Annotated in this window: 15 protein-coding genes and 1 pseudogene; 11 read left to right on the plus strand and 5 right to left on the minus strand. The window is 76.9% G+C overall.

The genetic code is table 11. From position 1 onward, the window contains the following. Positions 1–5: 5 nt before the first annotated feature. The 9 genes and pseudogenes from RTG05_RS06810 to holA all read left to right on the plus strand — a co-directional run bounded on the left by RTG05_RS06810 (position 6) and on the right by holA (position 9,812). Complete coding sequence (locus RTG05_RS06810; RefSeq protein WP_166528005.1) at positions 6–884, plus strand: AAA family ATPase; 879 nt, start codon at positions 6–8, stop codon at positions 882–884. Then, positions 884–2,314, plus strand: coding sequence for a vWA domain-containing protein (locus RTG05_RS06815; RefSeq protein WP_208104836.1), 1,431 nt, complete (start codon positions 884–886; stop codon positions 2,312–2,314). Before RTG05_RS06810 ends, RTG05_RS06815 begins: the two co-directional genes overlap by 1 nt. A 200-nt stretch (positions 2,315–2,514) precedes the next feature. Beyond that, positions 2,515–3,276, plus strand: coding sequence for a nicotinate-nucleotide adenylyltransferase (gene nadD, locus RTG05_RS06820; protein ID WP_315912396.1), 762 nt, complete (start codon positions 2,515–2,517; stop codon positions 3,274–3,276). Beyond that, the gene (gene rsfS / locus RTG05_RS06825; protein ID WP_166528006.1) at positions 3,273–3,761 is read left to right on the plus strand and encodes a ribosome silencing factor; all 489 of its coding nucleotides are present in this window, start codon (positions 3,273–3,275) and stop codon (positions 3,759–3,761) included. Before nadD ends, rsfS begins: the two co-directional genes overlap by 4 nt. After that, a complete protein-coding gene (locus tag RTG05_RS06830; protein ID WP_166528007.1) occupies positions 3,758–4,480 on the plus strand; it encodes a histidine phosphatase family protein in 723 nt (240 codons plus the stop codon). Before rsfS ends, RTG05_RS06830 begins: the two co-directional genes overlap by 4 nt. A gap of 47 nt (positions 4,481–4,527) precedes the next feature. Beyond that, positions 4,528–5,418, plus strand: coding sequence for a DegV family protein (locus tag RTG05_RS06835; RefSeq protein ID WP_166528008.1), 891 nt, complete (start codon positions 4,528–4,530; stop codon positions 5,416–5,418). Between the two features lie 137 nt (positions 5,419–5,555). After that, positions 5,556–6,392 carry a ComEA family DNA-binding protein gene (locus tag RTG05_RS06840; protein WP_166528009.1) on the plus strand — a complete coding sequence of 279 codons (837 nt, stop codon included), beginning with the start codon at positions 5,556–5,558 and terminating at the stop codon, positions 6,390–6,392. Between the two features lie 695 nt (positions 6,393–7,087). Beyond that, positions 7,088–8,449: pseudogene (locus RTG05_RS06845) on the plus strand (ComEC/Rec2 family competence protein); the annotation flags it as partial. A gap of 358 nt (positions 8,450–8,807) precedes the next feature. Next, positions 8,808–9,812 (plus strand): DNA polymerase III subunit delta, encoded by a 1,005-nt coding sequence (holA, locus tag RTG05_RS06850; protein WP_315912397.1) that lies wholly within the window; start codon positions 8,808–8,810, stop codon positions 9,810–9,812. 98 nt (positions 9,813–9,910) lie between these two features. Here holA and rpsT read toward each other — a convergent pair whose 3' ends face one another. Continuing rightward, complete coding sequence (gene rpsT, locus RTG05_RS06855; protein ID WP_166528010.1) at positions 9,911–10,177, minus strand: 30S ribosomal protein S20; 267 nt, start codon at positions 10,175–10,177, stop codon at positions 9,911–9,913. Between the two features lie 190 nt (positions 10,178–10,367). On the opposite strand from rpsT, the gene lepA reads away from it, so the two are divergent. Both lepA and RTG05_RS06865 read left to right on the plus strand, forming a co-directional pair. Then, on the plus strand, positions 10,368–12,212 hold the full coding sequence (lepA, locus tag RTG05_RS06860; protein ID WP_166528011.1) for a translation elongation factor 4: 1,845 nt from the start codon (positions 10,368–10,370) through the stop codon (positions 12,210–12,212). Further along, positions 12,209–12,859 (plus strand): MOSC domain-containing protein, encoded by a 651-nt coding sequence (locus RTG05_RS06865; protein WP_166528012.1) that lies wholly within the window; start codon positions 12,209–12,211, stop codon positions 12,857–12,859. The genes lepA and RTG05_RS06865 overlap by 4 nt, the downstream gene beginning before the upstream one ends. A 68-nt stretch (positions 12,860–12,927) precedes the next feature. Here RTG05_RS06865 and RTG05_RS06870 read toward each other — a convergent pair whose 3' ends face one another. From RTG05_RS06870 to RTG05_RS06885, 4 genes are read right to left on the minus strand one after another with little or no spacing between them, the layout of a single operon-like run. Next, positions 12,928–13,473 (minus strand): Clp protease N-terminal domain-containing protein, encoded by a 546-nt coding sequence (locus RTG05_RS06870; RefSeq protein ID WP_166528013.1) that lies wholly within the window; start codon positions 13,471–13,473, stop codon positions 12,928–12,930. Positions 13,474–13,476: 3 nt separating this feature from the next. Continuing rightward, the gene (locus tag RTG05_RS06875) at positions 13,477–13,710 is read right to left on the minus strand and encodes an RNA polymerase subunit sigma-70 (protein WP_166528014.1); all 234 of its coding nucleotides are present in this window, start codon (positions 13,708–13,710) and stop codon (positions 13,477–13,479) included. Positions 13,711–13,763: 53 nt separating this feature from the next. Next, positions 13,764–14,618, minus strand: a complete 855-nt coding sequence (locus RTG05_RS06880) for a DNA-3-methyladenine glycosylase family protein (protein WP_166528015.1) — start codon at positions 14,616–14,618, stop codon at positions 13,764–13,766. A 53-nt stretch (positions 14,619–14,671) separates the two neighbouring features. Then, positions 14,672–15,628 (minus strand): alpha/beta hydrolase, encoded by a 957-nt coding sequence (locus RTG05_RS06885; protein ID WP_166528016.1) that lies wholly within the window; start codon positions 15,626–15,628, stop codon positions 14,672–14,674. Positions 15,629–15,680: the final 52 nt, after the last annotated feature.

Here is a 15,680-nt window from a genome sequence, read left to right on the forward strand (position 1 = left end):
CCCGCATGCCCCGCCCGCCGTCGCAGTCCCCGCAGTTCTCCTCGGTCTCCGACGTCGGCAAGCGGCTGGCCAGCGCCGGCTACCTGCCGGACGCGCAGATCGCCACGACGGTCTTCCTCGCCGACCGCCTCGGCAAGCCGCTGCTGGTCGAGGGCCCCGCGGGCACCGGCAAGACTGAGCTGGCCAAGGCGCTGGCGGCGGCCACCGGCTCGGAGCTGATCCGGCTGCAGTGCTACGAGGGCCTGGACGAGGCTCGGGCGCTGTACGAGTGGAACTACAAGAAGCAGCTGCTGTGCATCCAGGCCGGCCAGGGCGCGGACTGGGAGGCCCTGTCTGACGACGTCTTCGGCGAGGAGTTCCTGCTCTCCCGGCCGCTGCTCACCGCGATCCGGTGCAGCGACCCGACCGTGCTGCTGGTCGACGAGACCGACAAGGCCGACGTCGAGGTGGAGGGTTTGCTGCTGGAGGTCTTGAGCGACTTCCAGGTGACCATCCCCGAGCTCGGCACCATCACCGCCGTCCGCCGTCCGATGGTAGTGCTCACCTCCAACGCCACCCGTGAGCTGTCCGAGGCGCTCAAGCGGCGCTGCCTGTACCTGGCGCTGGACTACCCGTCGGCCGACCGCGAGCGGGAGATCGTGCTGTCCCGGGTGCCCGACCTCGCCCCGGGCCTGGCCGAGCAGCTGGTGCGCACCATCCGCGCGCTGCGCGCGCTGGAGCTGAAGAAGTCGCCGTCGATCTCCGAGACCCTCGACTGGGCGCAGACCCTGCTGGAGCTCGGCCTGGACACCCTGGACGAGGACGCCGTGCGGTCCACCCTGGGCGTGGTGCTCAAGCACGCCAGCGACCAGCAGCGGGCCGCGGCCGAGCTGCGGCTGAACTGATGGGCGCGCCGCTGACGGTCGGGTCGGGCGGGCTGGCGGGCCACCTCGACGGGTTCGTCCGCGCGGTGCGCGACGCCGGCATCCCGGTCGGCATCAGCCAGGCCGTGGACGCCGCGGAGGTGCTCACCGTGGTCGACCTGCTCGACCGCGAGCAGCTGCGGCACGGCCTGGCCGCGGTGCTGCTGCAGCGCGGTGCCCAGCGCGCGGCCTACGACGTGCTGTTCGACCTGTGGTGGCCGCTCGGCGACCGCCCGGCCGCCGACGCCGCCGACGACGACGCGGGGCAGGACGACGGGTCCCCGCCCGGGGCGACCCTCGACCTGCCCGACGGCGCCGACCTCGCCGAGCTGATGCGCGAGGAGCTGGCCCGGCTGCTGCTGTCCGGTGACGAGGAGGCCCTGCGCCGGCTGGCCCGCGAGGCCGTCGACCAGCTCGGCCGCGCGGCGCCGTCGATCCCGTCCGGGCAGTCGTTCTTCAGCTACCGGGTGATGCGCGCGCTGTCCCCGGACACGCTCGTCGCCCGGCTGCTGGCCGGGCTGCTGGACGGCGCGGACCGGGGCGGGCTGGCCGAGCAGGTGGCCCGCCAGACGGTGCGCGAGCGGCTGGCCGCCTTCCGCGAGGCGGTGGAGGCCGAGGTGCGGCGGCGGACGGCGGCCGAGCGCGGCCGGGACCGGGTGGCGAAGAACGCCGTCCGCCCGCTGGCCGACCAGGTCGACTTCCTGCGCGCCCAGGCCGGCGACCTCGCCGAGCTGCGCCGCACGGTGGCCCCGCTGGCCCGGCGGCTGGCGGTGCGGCTGTCCGCGCGGCGGCGGATGGGCCGGGTCGGCCGGCTGGACTTCCGCCGCACCGTGCGCGCCTCCCTGGGCACCGGCGGGGTGCCGGTGGTCACCCACCACCGGCCGCGGCGGGTGCACAAGCCCGAGCTGGTCGTGCTGTGCGACGTCAGCGGCTCGGTCGCCGGGTTCAGCCACTTCACGCTGATGCTCACCCAGGCGCTGCGCGAGCACTTCTCCGGCGTGCGGGCGTTCGCCTTCGTCGACTCCACCGACGAGGTCACCCGGTTCTTCCGGCCCGGGGTCGACGTCGCCGACGCGGTCGCCCGGATCGGCCGGGAGGCCGACGTCGTGGGCTTCGACGGGCACAGCGACTACGGGACGGCGTTCGAGGTGTTCGCCGACCGCTGGCCGTCGGCGGTGGGTCCGAAGACGTCCCTGCTGATCCTCGGGGACGGGCGCACCAACTACCGCCCGCCGGGGGTGCCGGTGCTGGCTGACCTGGTGCGGCGGGCCCGGTCGGCGCACTGGCTCAACCCCGAGCCGCGCCGGACGTGGGGCAGCGGGGACTCCGCGGCCGACCGCTACGGCGAGGTGGTCGACATGGTCGAGTGCCGCAACGCCGCGCAGCTCGCCGACTTCGTCACGACCCTCTGAGCAAGGACCACCCTTCCCCCCCACGCCTCGCAGGCTCGGCGCGGGCCCCTGAAGGGTGGCCGTTCCAGCACGTCGCCGAGCTCGGCGCGGGCCCCTAGAGGGTGGCCGTTCCAGCACGTCGCCGAGCTCGTGGCGGGCCTGAGGTGCGGCCGTTCCAGCACGTCGCCGGGCTCGTGGCGGGACCCGGATACCCTCGGCCGGTGGCGGGTCGGCGGGTCGGGGTGATGGGCGGGACGTTCGACCCCGTCCACCACGGGCACCTCGTCGCCGCCAGCGAGGTGGCCAGCCTGTTCGGGCTGGACGAGGTGGTGTTCGTGCCAACCGGCCAGCCCTGGCAGAAGAGCGACCGCGACGTCGCCCCGGCCGAGGACCGCTACCTCATGACCGTGATCGCCACCGCCTCCAACCCGCGGTTCTCCGTGAGCCGGGTCGACGTCGACCGCGGCGGGCCCACGTACACCATCGACACGCTCGCCGACCTCAAGCGGCAGCGCCCGGACGACGAGCTGTTCTTCATCACCGGCGCCGACGCGCTGTCCCAGATCCTCAGCTGGCGGGACAGCGCCGCCTGCTTCGCCCTCGCGCACTTCGTCGGCGTCACCCGCCCCGGTTTCGACCTCGGCGCCGCGCACCTCCCGGAGGGCACCGTCAGCCTGGTCGAGGTGCCGGCGCTGGCGATCAGCTCCAGCGACTGCCGCGCCCGGGTCGGCCGCGGGATGCCGGTCTGGTACCTGGTCCCCGACGGCGTCGTGCAGTACATCGAGAAGCGCGGGCTGTACCGCACCCCCGCCGCCGGGCGGCCCGCGCCCGGCGAGGGTGCGCCCGGCGAGGGTGCCCCCGACCGCGGGGCCCCGCCCTCCGGAGAGCGCCCGACCCACTCCCGCCCCGGGGCCACGGCCGCCGACGCCGCGCCCCGGCCTCCCGAACCACCGACCACCGATCTCCAGGAGGTACCTCGATGACCGCCTCGACCGAGGCGCGGGAGACCGCACTGCTGGCCGCCCAGGCCGCAGCGGACAAGCTGGCCACCGACGTCGCCATCCTCGACGTCAGCGAGCGCCTCGCCATCACCGACGCCTTCGTGCTGGCCTCGGCGCCCAACGAGCGTCAGGTGCAGGCGATCGTCGACGAGGTGGAGGACCGCCTGCGCGGACACGGCGTCAAGCCGGTGCGCCGGGAGGGCGTCGCCGAGGCGCGGTGGGTGCTGCTGGACTTCGTCGACGTCGTCGTGCACGTCCAGCACGCCGAGGAGCGCGCCTACTACGCGCTGGAACGGCTGTGGAAGGACTGCCCGACGATCCCGTTCGTCGACCGCGCCGCCCCCGCCACCGCGCCCGCCGGGACCGCCACGCTGTCGGCCGACGACGTCGACCCGGCCAGCGCCGACCCCACGCCGCTGTCCCCCCAGCCCGCCGACGGGGACGGGTCGGGGGCGACGGGCCGGTGAGCGCCGCGGCGCTGCCGGTGCCCCGGCTGCTGCTCTGGCGGCACGGGCGCACCGCCTGGAACGCCGCGGGCCGCTTCCAGGGGCAGCTGGACCCACCCCTGGACGACGTGGGCCGCCGCCAGGCGGCGCAGGCCGCCCCGCACCTGGCCCGGCCGTTGCCGGCGGGCGCGGTGGTGGTCTCCAGCGACCAGGTGCGTGCGGCGGAGACCGCGGCCGCGCTCACCGACGTCCTCGGCGTCCCGTTGCGGCTGGACGCGCGGTTGCGCGAGGTCGCCATGGGCTCGTGGGAGGGACTGACCCGCGAGGAGGTGGCCGAGCGCCACCCCGAGCAGTACGCCGACTGGATGGCCGGGCGGCCGGTCGTCGGACGCGGCGGCGAGGACTCCGCCGACGTGCCGGAACGGGCGCTGGCCGCGCTGCGCGACCTCCCCGAGGCCCCGGCGGCGGTGGTCGTCACGCACGGCGGCACCTCCGCCCGCGTGATCGAGGCGCTGCTCGGCCTGGGGCCGGAGCACCGCCGGGTGTTCGGTCCGCTGGCCAACTGCGCGTGGAGCGAGCTGGTCCGGCAGAGCGGCCGCTGGCGGCTGCTGCGGCACAACACCGCCGCCCCCGAGCTGCCCGAGGGGACGGCGCCCCGGGCGGTCACCCGCCGGCCGGACGCCGGGGCCAGCCCGGAGGAGGGCGCGCCGGCACCGGCCCAGGACGCCGACGCCCTCTGAGCGGCGTCAGCGGCCGGCCGCCGGTGGCCGCGGGCTAGCCTCCCCCGGTGGTCGTCGCCGTGGTCACCGACTCCACGGCCTACCTGCCCGCCGACCTCGTGGCGCGGCACGGGATCGAGGTCGTGCCGCTGTACGTGGTCATGGCCGGGCACTCCGGCCGCGAGGGCGACGACATCGGGCCGGCCGACGTCGCGCGCGCGCTCGGGACCCGTGGCCAGCGGGTCTCCACCTCCCGCCCGACGCCCGGTGACTTCGTCGCCGCCTACCGCCGGCGGCTGGCCGCGGGGGCCGACCGGATCGTCTCGGTGCACCTGTCCGCGGAGCTGTCCGGCACCGTGGACGCCGCCCGGCTGGCCGCCGCCCAGGTCGGCGAGCACGTCGTCACGGTGGTCGACTCCCGCTCGGCGGCGATGGGCAACGGGTTCGCCGTGCTGGCCGCGGCGCGGGTGGCCGCACGCGGCCGGGACGCGTCCGCCGTGGCCGCCGCCGCCGGGGAGACCGCCGCCGCGACCCGCACCCTGTTCGTCGTCGACACCCTGGAGCACCTGCGCCGCGGCGGGCGCATCGGGCACGCCGCCTCGATGATCGGCACTGCCCTGTCGGTCAAGCCGCTGCTGCACGTCGCCGACGGCCGGGTGGTGCCGTTGGAGAAGGTGCGCACGGCCGGCCGGGCCCTCGTCCGGCTGGTGCAGCGCGGGGTGGAGGCCGCTGACGGCGGGCCGGTGCGGGTGGCCGTGCACCACCTGGCCGCACCCGAGCGCGCGCAGCGGCTGGCCACGGAGCTGCAGCAGGCGCTGCCCGGGCTGCGCGAGCTGCACGTCAGCGAGCTCGGTGCCGCGATCGGCGCGCACGTGGGGCCGGGCGCGGTGGGCCTGGTCGTGGCACCGGCCGGCCCGCCGGACGCGCAGGAACAGCCGGCGGACGCACCGGACCGGTAGCCAGGAGGGGGTGGGCACCGGCACAGGGTGACCGGTCACCCGGATGGTGGGGGTCGCGCCGTCCACAGGCGGCCGCGCCGTCCACAGTCCGGCGGCAGACCACCGGCGGCCGGCTCCCGCTGCCTAGCGTCCCGCCGGTGCGACTCCCTCCCCGCCGCGGTGACGACGCCGACCTGATCCGCGACCGGCTGCGGGCCCTGCTGCACGAGAGCCGCCCACCGGGCTGGGTGCCGACCGACGACGCGCAGCCGCCCGAGCAGCCGCTGGAGCCGGCGCCGGAACCCCCGGACGACGAGCTCCCCCGCGGCATCGGCCGGCACCGCGCCCCGGGCAGCGCCGTCCGCCTGGCACCGGACCGCCGCGCCGTCTGGTCGCTGTGGGTGGCCGGCACGGTCGCCGCGGCGCTGGTCGTCGGGGGCACCTGGCTGGGCCGCCCGCAGGTGCAGCCCGCCCCGCCCGCGCCGTCGTCCCCGGCGGAGGAGGTCGCGGCAGCACCCCCGGACACCGACGACCCCGTCCCGGCGCCGGCGGTCGGTGTCGCGGCCGACACCGAGCCGACGGTCGTCGTCTCGGTCGTCGGCCGGGTGACCCGGCCGGGCCTGGTCACGCTGCCCGAGGGCGCCCGGGTGGCCGACGCCGTCGCGGCCGCCGGCGGCTTGCTGCCCGACGCCGACCCCGCCTCGGTCAACCTCGCGGCGGTCGTCGCCGACGGCCAGCAGGTCGCGGTCGGCGTCCCCGGCGCGTCCGCCGGTGCTGCTCCCGGCGGGGCGTCCACCGCGGCCGGCCTGGTGGACCTCAACGCCGCCGGCGCGGCCGACCTCGACGCCCTGCCCGGCATCGGCCCGGTGCTCGCCCAGCGGATCGTCGAGCACCGCGAGCGCAGCGGGCCGTTCCGCACCGTCGAGCAGCTGGAGGACGTGCCCGGCATCGGCCCGACCACCTACGCCGAGCTGGCCGAGCTGGTGACCGTGTGACCGCGGCGGCGCGGTGGAGCTGGCTGGACCTCCGGCTCGTCCCGGCCGCCGCGACCGTGTGGGCGGGCACCCTGCTGGCCCCGCTGCTGCCGGTCCCCGTCCTCGCCGGCGCGGTCCCGGCCGCGGTGCTCACCGCGGTGCTCGTCGCCCGGCGGTACCGGTCGGGCCGGTCGGTCGTGCTGCTGGGCGTCCTGGCCGCCCTGGCGGTCACTGCCACCTGCACCGCGGTGCGGGAGACCGCGCGAGCAGCCTCGCCGCTGGCCGACGCCGCCGAGGGACGGCGGACCGTCGACCTAGTCCTGGAGCTGAACGGCGACCCGACCGCGGTCCGCGGGGCGGGCCAGCCGCGGGTCGTCGTCGAGGCCACCGTCCGCGTGCTGCACGACGGCCCGGTGCGCACCCGGCTGGACGACGCCGTCGTCCTCTTCGGCCCCGCCGATGAGTGGCGCGGGCTGCTGCCGGGCCAGTCGGTGCGCGTCCGGGCCGCGGTCTCCCCGGCGTCCGCGGCGGAGGGCCTGGCGGCCCGGCTGTCGGCGCGGGCGCCGCCGGTGCTGCTGGGCGAGCCGCCGTGGGGCCAGCGGGCCGCGGGCGGTCTGCGGGACGGGCTGCGGGAGACCGCCGTCGGGGTGCTCGGGCCGCGGGCCGGGGGCCTGCTGCCCGGCCTGGTCGTCGGAGACACCACGGCCGCCGACCCGGTGCTCGTCGAGGACTTCCGCCGCGCCGGGCTGGCCCACCTGACGGCCGTCTCCGGGGCCAACGTGGCGATCCTGCTGGCCGGCGTCCTCGCGCCGCTGCGCCGCCGGGCGGTCGACCGGCGGGTGCAGGCGCTGGTCGCGGTCGTGGCGCTGGCCGGCTTCGTGGTGCTGGCCCGGCCCACCGCCAGCGTGGTGCGGGCGGCGGCCATGGCTGCGGTCACGCTGCTGGCACTGGCCACCGGCCGGTCGCGGGCCGCGGTGCCGGCCCTGGCCGCGGCCGTGGTCGTCCTGCTGCTCGCCGACCCGCGCCTGGCGCGCGACGCCGGCTTCGCGCTCTCCGTCGCCGCCACCGCCGCCATCGTGCTGCTGGCGCCGGGCTGGTCCCGGCGGCTGCGTCGCCGCGGCTGGCCGCTGCTGCTGGCCGATGCCGTCGCCGTCGCCGCGGCCGCCGGCCTGGCCACCGCACCGCTCGTCGCCGGGCTCTCCGGGCTGGTCAGCCCGGTGTCGCTGCCGGCGAACCTGCTGGCCGCGCCCGCCGTGGCGCCGGCCACCGTGCTGGGGCTGCTCGCCACGCTGGCCGTGCCGGTGGCACCCCCGCTGGGCCAGGCCCTGGTGTGGCTGGCCGGCTGGCCGGTGCGCTGGCTGGTCGTGGTGGCGCAGGGCGCGGCCGCGCTGCCCGACGGGGCCACCGGCTGGCCGGCCGGGGTCCGCGGCGCGGTGCTGCTGACCGTGCTGGTCGCGGCGGCCGGCTGGCTGCTCTGGCGGTTCCCCCGCGCCCGGCCGCCGGCGGTGGCCGCCCTGGTCGGCGTCGTGGTGCTCGGCTGGCCGCTGCGGCAGGTGACGCGGGGCTGGCCGCCGCCGGACACCGTGGTGGTCGCCTGCGACGTCGGGCAGGGGGACGCGCTGGTCCTGCCGACGGCGCCGGGGGAGGGGCTGCTGGTGGACGCCGGCCCGGAGGTCGGCCCGGTCGACCGCTGCCTGGACCGGCTGGGCATCGACACGCTGCCGCTGGTGCTGCTCACCCACCTCGACGCCGATCACGTCGGCGGCCTGGCCGGGGCGCTGTCCGGCCGGGACGTCGGGGTGGTCGCCACCGGCACCCTCTCCCCGGCCGAGGACCGGCTCGCCCGGCTGGAGGACGCGGTCCGCCGGGCCGGGGCGCAGCGGGCCGTGCTCGTGCCGGGGGAGCGCCGGACCGTGGGCAGCGCGACGGTCGAGGTGCTCGCCCCGGCCCCGGAGACCGCCACGGCCGCGCTGCCGGCCAACGACCTGTCGCTGGTCGTCCGCGTCACCCAGCGCGGCGTCCGGGTGCTGTTGACCGGTGACCTCAGTGGCGCGGCGGAGGCCCGGATCGTCGCGCGCGGGGTGGACCTGCGGGCCGACGTGGTCAAGGTGCCGCACCACGGCAGCGCCGACGCCGACCGCGGCTTCTTCGCCGCCACCGGCGCCCGGGTGGCGCTCATCTCGGCCGGGCGGGGCAACTCCTACGGCCACCCCACGGCGCGGGTGCTGTCCTGGCTGGCCGCCGACGGCACCCGGGTGCACCGCACCGACACCGAGGGCGACCTCGCCGTCGCGGGGGACGCCGGGGCGTGGGGCGTCGCCGTCCGCGGCCCCGACGGGGACGCTGCGGCCGCGGGCGCCGCCGGCACACCCGCGCCAGCGGCGGTGCTCCGTGCGGGCCGGCGGGACCGTCGGTCCCGCGTGGCACCATCCCGGGGTGGCCGCAGCCCCGTCCGCAGCACCTCCCGCACCGACCTCCCGCCTGCGCGCGGTGGTCGGCGAGGAGGAGCTGCTGCGCGCCCGCGCGGTGTCCGCCGTGCGCGCCGCCGTGCTCGAGCGCCACCCCGACGCCGAGCTGCACGAGCTCGCCGCCCAGGGGCTGCCGGTCGGCCAGCTCGCCGACGTCCTGGCGCCCTCGCTGTTCGGCGGCCACCGGGTGGTCGTGGTGACCGGGGTGCAGGAGGCCGCCGGTGCGCTCGTCGAGGCGCTCACCGGCTACGCCCGGGACCCCGACCCGGACCTCACGCTCGTCGTCGTCCACTCCGGCGGGAAGCGCAACGAGGCCCTGGTCAAGGCGTTCGTGGCGGCGGGCGCGGCCGTCGACGACTGCCCGCGGGTCACCTCGGTGGGCGACCGGATCGCGTTCGTGCGCAACGAGGTCCGCTCGGCCGGCGGCCGGATCACCGCGGACGCGGCCGCGGCCCTGGTCGAGGCGGTCGGCGCCGACCTGCGTCAGCTGTCCTCGGCCGCCACCCAGCTGGTGTCGGACTTCGGCGGCACGGTGGACGCCGACGCGGTCGCCCGGTTCCACCGCGGCCAGGCCGAGGTCACGGGCTTCAGCGTCGCCGAGCGGGTGCTGGTCGGGGACCGGCAGGGGTCCCTGGAGCTGCTGCGCTGGGCGCTGCAGCGCGGTGTGGCCCACGTGCTGATCGCCGACGCGATCGCCGACGGGGTGCGGACGGCGGCCCGGGTCTCCTCGGTCCGGAGCAGCAACCCCGGGGACCTCGCCCGCACGCTGAGGATGCCGCCGTGGAAGGTGAAGAAGGCCCAGGCGCAGGCCCGGGGGTGGAGCATCGAGGGGCTGCAGCAGGCGATCGGCGTGGCCGCCGAGCTCAACGCCGACGTCAAGGGCGCGGCCGCCAGCGCCGACTACGCGCTGGAGCGCGCCGTCCGGCGGATCGTCGCCATCCGCCGGGAGACCGGGCGCGGCGCCCGCCCCTGAGCCGGGCGTGGGACGTGACCGGGTCCGGGGACGCGACGAGCCCCCGTCCCGGTGCGGGAGGGGGGCTCGTCGGGGACCGCGTGGACGCGGCCGGCAGGTCAGCCGGCGACGTCGGCCAGCCGCTTGGCCATGCCCGACTTGCGGTTCGCGGCCTGGTTCTTGTGGATGACGCCCTTGCTGGCGGCCTTGTCCAGCGCCTTGCTGGCCGTCTGCAGCGCGGTCGTCGCGGCGGCGGCGTCCCCGGCGTCGGCGGCGCTGCGGAAGCGGCGGACGGCCGTCTTCAGCGCGGACTTGACCGCGACGTTGCGCTGGCGCGCCTTCTCGTTGGTCTTGTTCCGCTTGATCTGGGACTTGATGTTCGCCACGCGTGAGCCTCGGGTGTCTCGCAGGGAGGGGGTCTGACAGTGCGTCCGGACGGCGTGCGTCGGCGGACCGGCCTGCCAGGTTACCAGCGCCGCCACCGGCGACCCACCGGGCGGGTGCCCGCGGGTGGGCGGGGGCGCGCGACGGCGGTGCGCGCCGGGACGCGGCGGGCCGTGGGACGATGGCCGCACTGTGACGACTGCTGCCCCCACCGATCCGGCCCTCATCCGGAACTTCTGCATCATCGCCCACATCGACCACGGCAAGTCGACGCTGGCCGACCGGATGCTCGAGGTCACCGGACTGGTCGAGGGCCGGCACATGCGCGCCCAGTACCTCGACCGCATGGACATCGAGCGCGAGCGCGGCATCACCATCAAGGCGCAGAACGTGCGGCTGCCCTGGACCCCGCGGTCGGGTGCGCACGCCGGCACCGAGCACGTCCTCGACATGATCGACACCCCCGGGCACGTCGACTTCACCTACGAGGTGTCCCGGTCGCTGGCCGCCTGCGAGGGTGCGGTCCTGCTCGTCGACGCCGCCCAGGGCATCGAGGCCCAGACGCTGGCCAACCTGTACCTGGCGCTGGAGAACGACCTCACGATCATCCCGGTCCTCAACAAGATCGACCTGCCGGCCGCCCAGCCGGAGCGGTACGCCGAGGAGATCGCGCACATCATCGGCTGCGACCCCGACGACGTGCTGCGGGTCAGCGGCAAGACCGGCGTCGGCGTGCCCGAGCTGCTCGACCGGATCGTGGAGGAGATCCCGGCGCCCACGGGCCGGGCCGACGACCCCGCCCGGGCGATGATCTTCGACTCCGTCTACGACATCTACCGCGGCGTCATCACCTACGTCCGCGTCGTCGACGGCCGCATCTCCGCCCGCGACCGGATCAGGATGATGTCGACCGGCGCGACCCACGAGCTGCTCGAGATCGGCGTCATCTCCCCGGAGCCCAAGCCGGTGGCGAGCCTGGGCGTCGGCGAGGTCGGCTACTTCATCACCGGCGTGAAGGACGTCCGCCAGTCCCGCGTCGGCGACACCGTCACGCTGCAGCACAAGCCGGCCGCGGAGTCCATCGGCGGCTACCGCGACCCCAGGCCGATGGTCTACTCCGGCCTCTACCCGATCGACGGCAGCGAGTACCCGCTGCTGCGCGAGGCGCTGGACAAGCTGCTGCTCAACGACGCCGCGCTGACCTACGAGCCGGAGACGTCGGCGGCGCTGGGCTTCGGCTTCCGGGTCGGCTTCCTCGGCCTGCTGCACCTGGAGATCGTCCGCGAGCGGCTGGAGCGCGAGGCGGGCATCAGCCTGATCTCCACCGCGCCCAACGTGGTCTACCGGGTGGTCATGGAGGACGGCACCGAGCACACCGTCACCAACCCCAGCGACTGGCCGGCGGGCAAGATCGACCGGGTCCACGAGCCGATCGTCAACGCCACCATCATCGCGCCCAGCGACTACACCGGCGCGATCATGGAGCTGTGCCAGAGCCGGCGCGGCCAGCTCGGCGGCATGGACTACCTCAGCGAGTCCCGGGTCGAGCTGCGCTACACGCTGCCGCTCGGCGAGATCATCTTCGACTTCTTCGACGCCCTGAAGTCGCGCACCCGCGGCTACGCCAGCCTGGACTACAGCGAGGCCGGGGAGCAGGAGTCGCAGCTGGTCAAGGTGGACATCCTGCTGCAGGGTGAGGCCGTCGACGCCTTCAGCGCGATCGTGCACAAGGACAAGGCCTACAGCTACGGCGTGATGATGGCCGGCAAGCTGCGCGAGCTCATCCCGCGCCAGCAGTTCGAGGTGCCCATCCAGGCCGCCGTCGGCTCCCGGGTCATCGCGCGGGAGACGGTGCGCGCCATCCGCAAGGACGTGCTCGCCAAGTGCTACGGCGGTGACATCACCCGCAAGCGCAAGCTGCTGGAGAAGCAGAAGGAGGGCAAGAAGCGGATGAAGATGGTCGGTCGGGTCGAGGTCCCGCAGGAGGCCTTCGTCGCCGCGCTGTCCACCAACGAGTCCACCGCCAAGGCCAAGTGAGCGCCCGCGTCGAGGCCGTGTGCGTGGCCGCCGCCGGGGTGCTGGAGATCCCCGGCCGGGGCCCCACGCGCAGCGCCATCGACAAGCGACCGGTGCCCGGGCGGGTCGCCGTCCGCCCGCTGGGCTTGGACGGCGACACCCAGGCCAACCGCAAGCACCACGGCGGGGAGGGCCAGGCGGTCTACGCCTACGCCGCCGAGGACGCCGCCTGGTGGGAGGCCGAGCTTGACCGTGAGCTGCCGGCCGGGCGGTTCGGGGAGAACCTGCGGACGGCGGGCATCGACCTGACCGCTGCGCTGCTCGGTGAGCGGTGGGAGGTCGGCACCGCGCTCCTCGAGGTGACCGCCCCGCGCACCCCGTGCGCGAAGTTCCAGGCGTACTGGGGCGTGCCCCGGCTGGTCCGGCGGTTCACCGAGCACGGCGCGCCGGGCGCCTACCTGCGGGTGCTCCGCCCCGGCGACGTCGGTGCCGGCGACGCCCTCACCGTCGTCTCCCGGCCCGACCACGGGGTGAGCATCGGCCTGGCCTTCCGGGCGATGCTCACCGAGCGCGACCGGCTGCCCGAGCTGCGCCCGGCGCTGTCCGTACTGCCGCACAAGGACCAGCCGGCGATCGCCGAGGCGATCGCCGCCCGCACCACGCCGTAGCCGGCGCGCGGCCGCCCTGCAGGGGCCCGCCACGAGCGGGCCAGTGGTGGGGGCAGGGGGGTCCTCCGTCACGCGGCCAGTGCCGCCACGAGGTCCCGCCGCAGGGCGGCGACGTCCACGCCGCGCTCGTGCAGCACCTGCGCGGCCAGCCCCCGGCCCTCGCGGAGCAGCCCCAGCAGCACGTGCGTGTCGGTGATCCGGTTGTGCTTCAGCGCCAGCGCCTCGCGCAGCGAGAGCTCCAGCACCGTCTTCGCCCGCGGGGTGAACGGCACGTGGGAGGGGCTCGCCCGGCGTCGTCCGCCCGCGGGCCGGGCCTCCAGGGCACCGGGCCCGAAGGTCGCCTCCACCGCACCGCGGACGGCGTCCAGGTCGATGCCCAGGGTCCGCAGCGCGTCGGCGTCCAGGTCGCCCCCGCCCACGTGTGCCTGCACGGCGGCCGCCACCTCCTCGCGGGTCAGCCCGTGCCGGCGCAGCGCGGCGGCCGCGGGGGTGTCCTGCCCGAGCAGCGCCAGCAGCAGGTGCTCGGTGCCGATGGAGGCGTGCCGCAGCGAGCGGGCCTCCTCCTGCGCCAGGACGACGACCTGCCGGGCCTCGGCCGTGAACCGTTCGAACACGCCTCATCCCTCCCGTCGGAGCAGCCGTCGGCCGCCCGCGTACTTCTTGTGCACCGCCTGCCGGGTGACGCCCAGGTGCTGGGCGACCTGCTCCCACGTCCAGCCCTGTCCGCGGGCGTTGTCCACCTGCAGGGCCTCCAGCCGCTCGACCAGGTCGCGCAGGGCGCGGACCGCCCGCAGCCCGACCGCCGGGTCCCGGCTGCTTGCCGCGGAGGCCACCTGTGCCGCGTCTGCCATGCCGTCAACTGTGGTTGACGCGCGGGGATCTGTCAACCTGCTTTGACGAGCGGTCAGTGACGGCGGATGTCGTGCCGGCCACCCCGCGGCGCGCGCCGGGGCGGCCGCTGCCCGCCGGCGACGACCAGCGTGAGCACCCGGTAGCGGTGCGGCCGGTGGGGCTCCAGCAGCGCGAGCATGCGGGCGTCGTCGGCCCGCGCCTCCCCGGCCAGCACCCAGGCCACCATCGAGGGGATGCCGTCGTCGCCGGGGATGACGGTGTCCGGGTCGCCCCAGGTCCAGGCCCGCAGGCACCCCGCCGTCCACGGCCCGACGCCCCGCAGCGAGCTGAGCGCGGGCAGGGCGGTGTCCGGCGATGCGTCGGCGAGTGCGGCCAGCCGGGCGGCGACCCGGGCTGCCCCGACCAGGTGCTCGGCCCGCCGGCGCTCCAGGCCCACCCGGTGCAGGTCGACGTAGGACAGCCGGGCCAGCGTCTCCGGCGCGGGCGGCAGCCGCAGCTCCGGCGCACCGGGCGCCGGGTCGCCGAAGGCCGTCACGAGCCGGGCCCACTGGGCGGCGGCGTCCTGGCGGGTCACCCGCTGCTGGACGACCGTCCAGGCCAGGTCGTGCCACACCGTGCCGGTCGCCCCGACCCGGGCGCCGGGGTGCCGCCGCCACAGCTCGCGCAGCGGCCCGGACGCGGGGGCGAAGCCGGCCGGGTCGTCCTCGAGCCCGAGCAGCCGGGGCGCCCGCTCGAGCAGCCAGCCCGCCCCGTCGCCGGTGGTGCGCACGGCCACCCCGGTGTGGTCGGCGTCCCAGGTCGCCCGCAGCACGCCGGGCCCGTCCGGGGTCAGCGTCGCGCGGGTGAAGGCGCCGGGCGCCAGGCGCACCGTCGGGTCGCCGCGCAGCGCGGCCAGGTGGCCGAGCACCAGCCGCGGGTCGACGCCGCCCAGCGCCAGGACCGTGCCGTCCCCGGTCGCCGTCAGGCCGCGCCCCCGACCGGGGGAGTGGCGGCCGCGGCGAAGGCCTCGGCCAGCCGGGCGCCGATCAGCCGGCGCGCGTCGTGGGCGGCGTCGACCAGCCCGCCGAGCAGCACGAACGGGTGCACCTGGCCGGCGAAACAGGTGTACTGCGCCGGCACCCCCGCCGCGGTGAGCGCCGCGGCGTACGCGGCGCCCTCGTCGCACAGCGGGTCGCACTCGGCGGTGACCACCGTCGCCGGCGGCAGCCCGGAGAGGTCGGCGGCCCGCGCCGGTGACAGCCGCGGGTCGGCGCGGTCGGTGTCGCCCGCGTAGGCCTGCAGGAAGTACCCGATGTCCCGCTCGGTGAGGAAGTGGCCCTCGCCGTACGCGGCGTAGCTGGCGGTGCGGCCCACGCCGTCGGCGTCGGTCAGCGGGTAGACCAGCACCTGGTGCACCAGGGACGGGGTGTGCCCGCGCAGCGCCTGCGCCACCCCGGCGGCCAGGTTCCCCCCGGCGCTGTCGCCGCCCACCGCGACCCGGTCCGGGTCGGTGCCGAGGCCGGCGCTGCCGTCCAGGAGCGCCCGGGTGACGGCCAGGCAGTCCTCGAACGCCGCCGGGAACGGCGCCTCCGGGGCTCGCCGGTAGTCGACGGCGACGACCGCCGCCCCGGAGTACCGGGCGAGGTCGCGGCAGGTGGTGTCGTGGGTGTCCAGGTCGCAGAGCACCCACCCGCCGCCGTGGAAGTACGCGAGCACCGGCAGGTCGCCGTCCGCCGACGGCCGGTACAGCCGCACCGGCACGTCCCCGCCCGGACCCGGCAGGGTGGTATCGCGCACCTCGGCCAGCTCGGACCGGTCACCCGTCAGCGGGATCACGCCGAGCAGCTGGGCCCGGTTCTCCTCGACTGTGCAGGTGTCCAGCGGGGGAGCGTCGGCGACCATCGACAGGAAGGCCTCGGCCTGGGGGTGCAGCGGCATGCGCGCACGCTAGGGCCCACGGCCGGCCGCCGGACAGGGGTCCGGCGGCCAC

This window comes from Geodermatophilus sp. DSM 44513, from assembly GCF_032460525.1.
GTDB lineage: Bacteria > Actinomycetota > Actinomycetes > Mycobacteriales > Geodermatophilaceae > Geodermatophilus.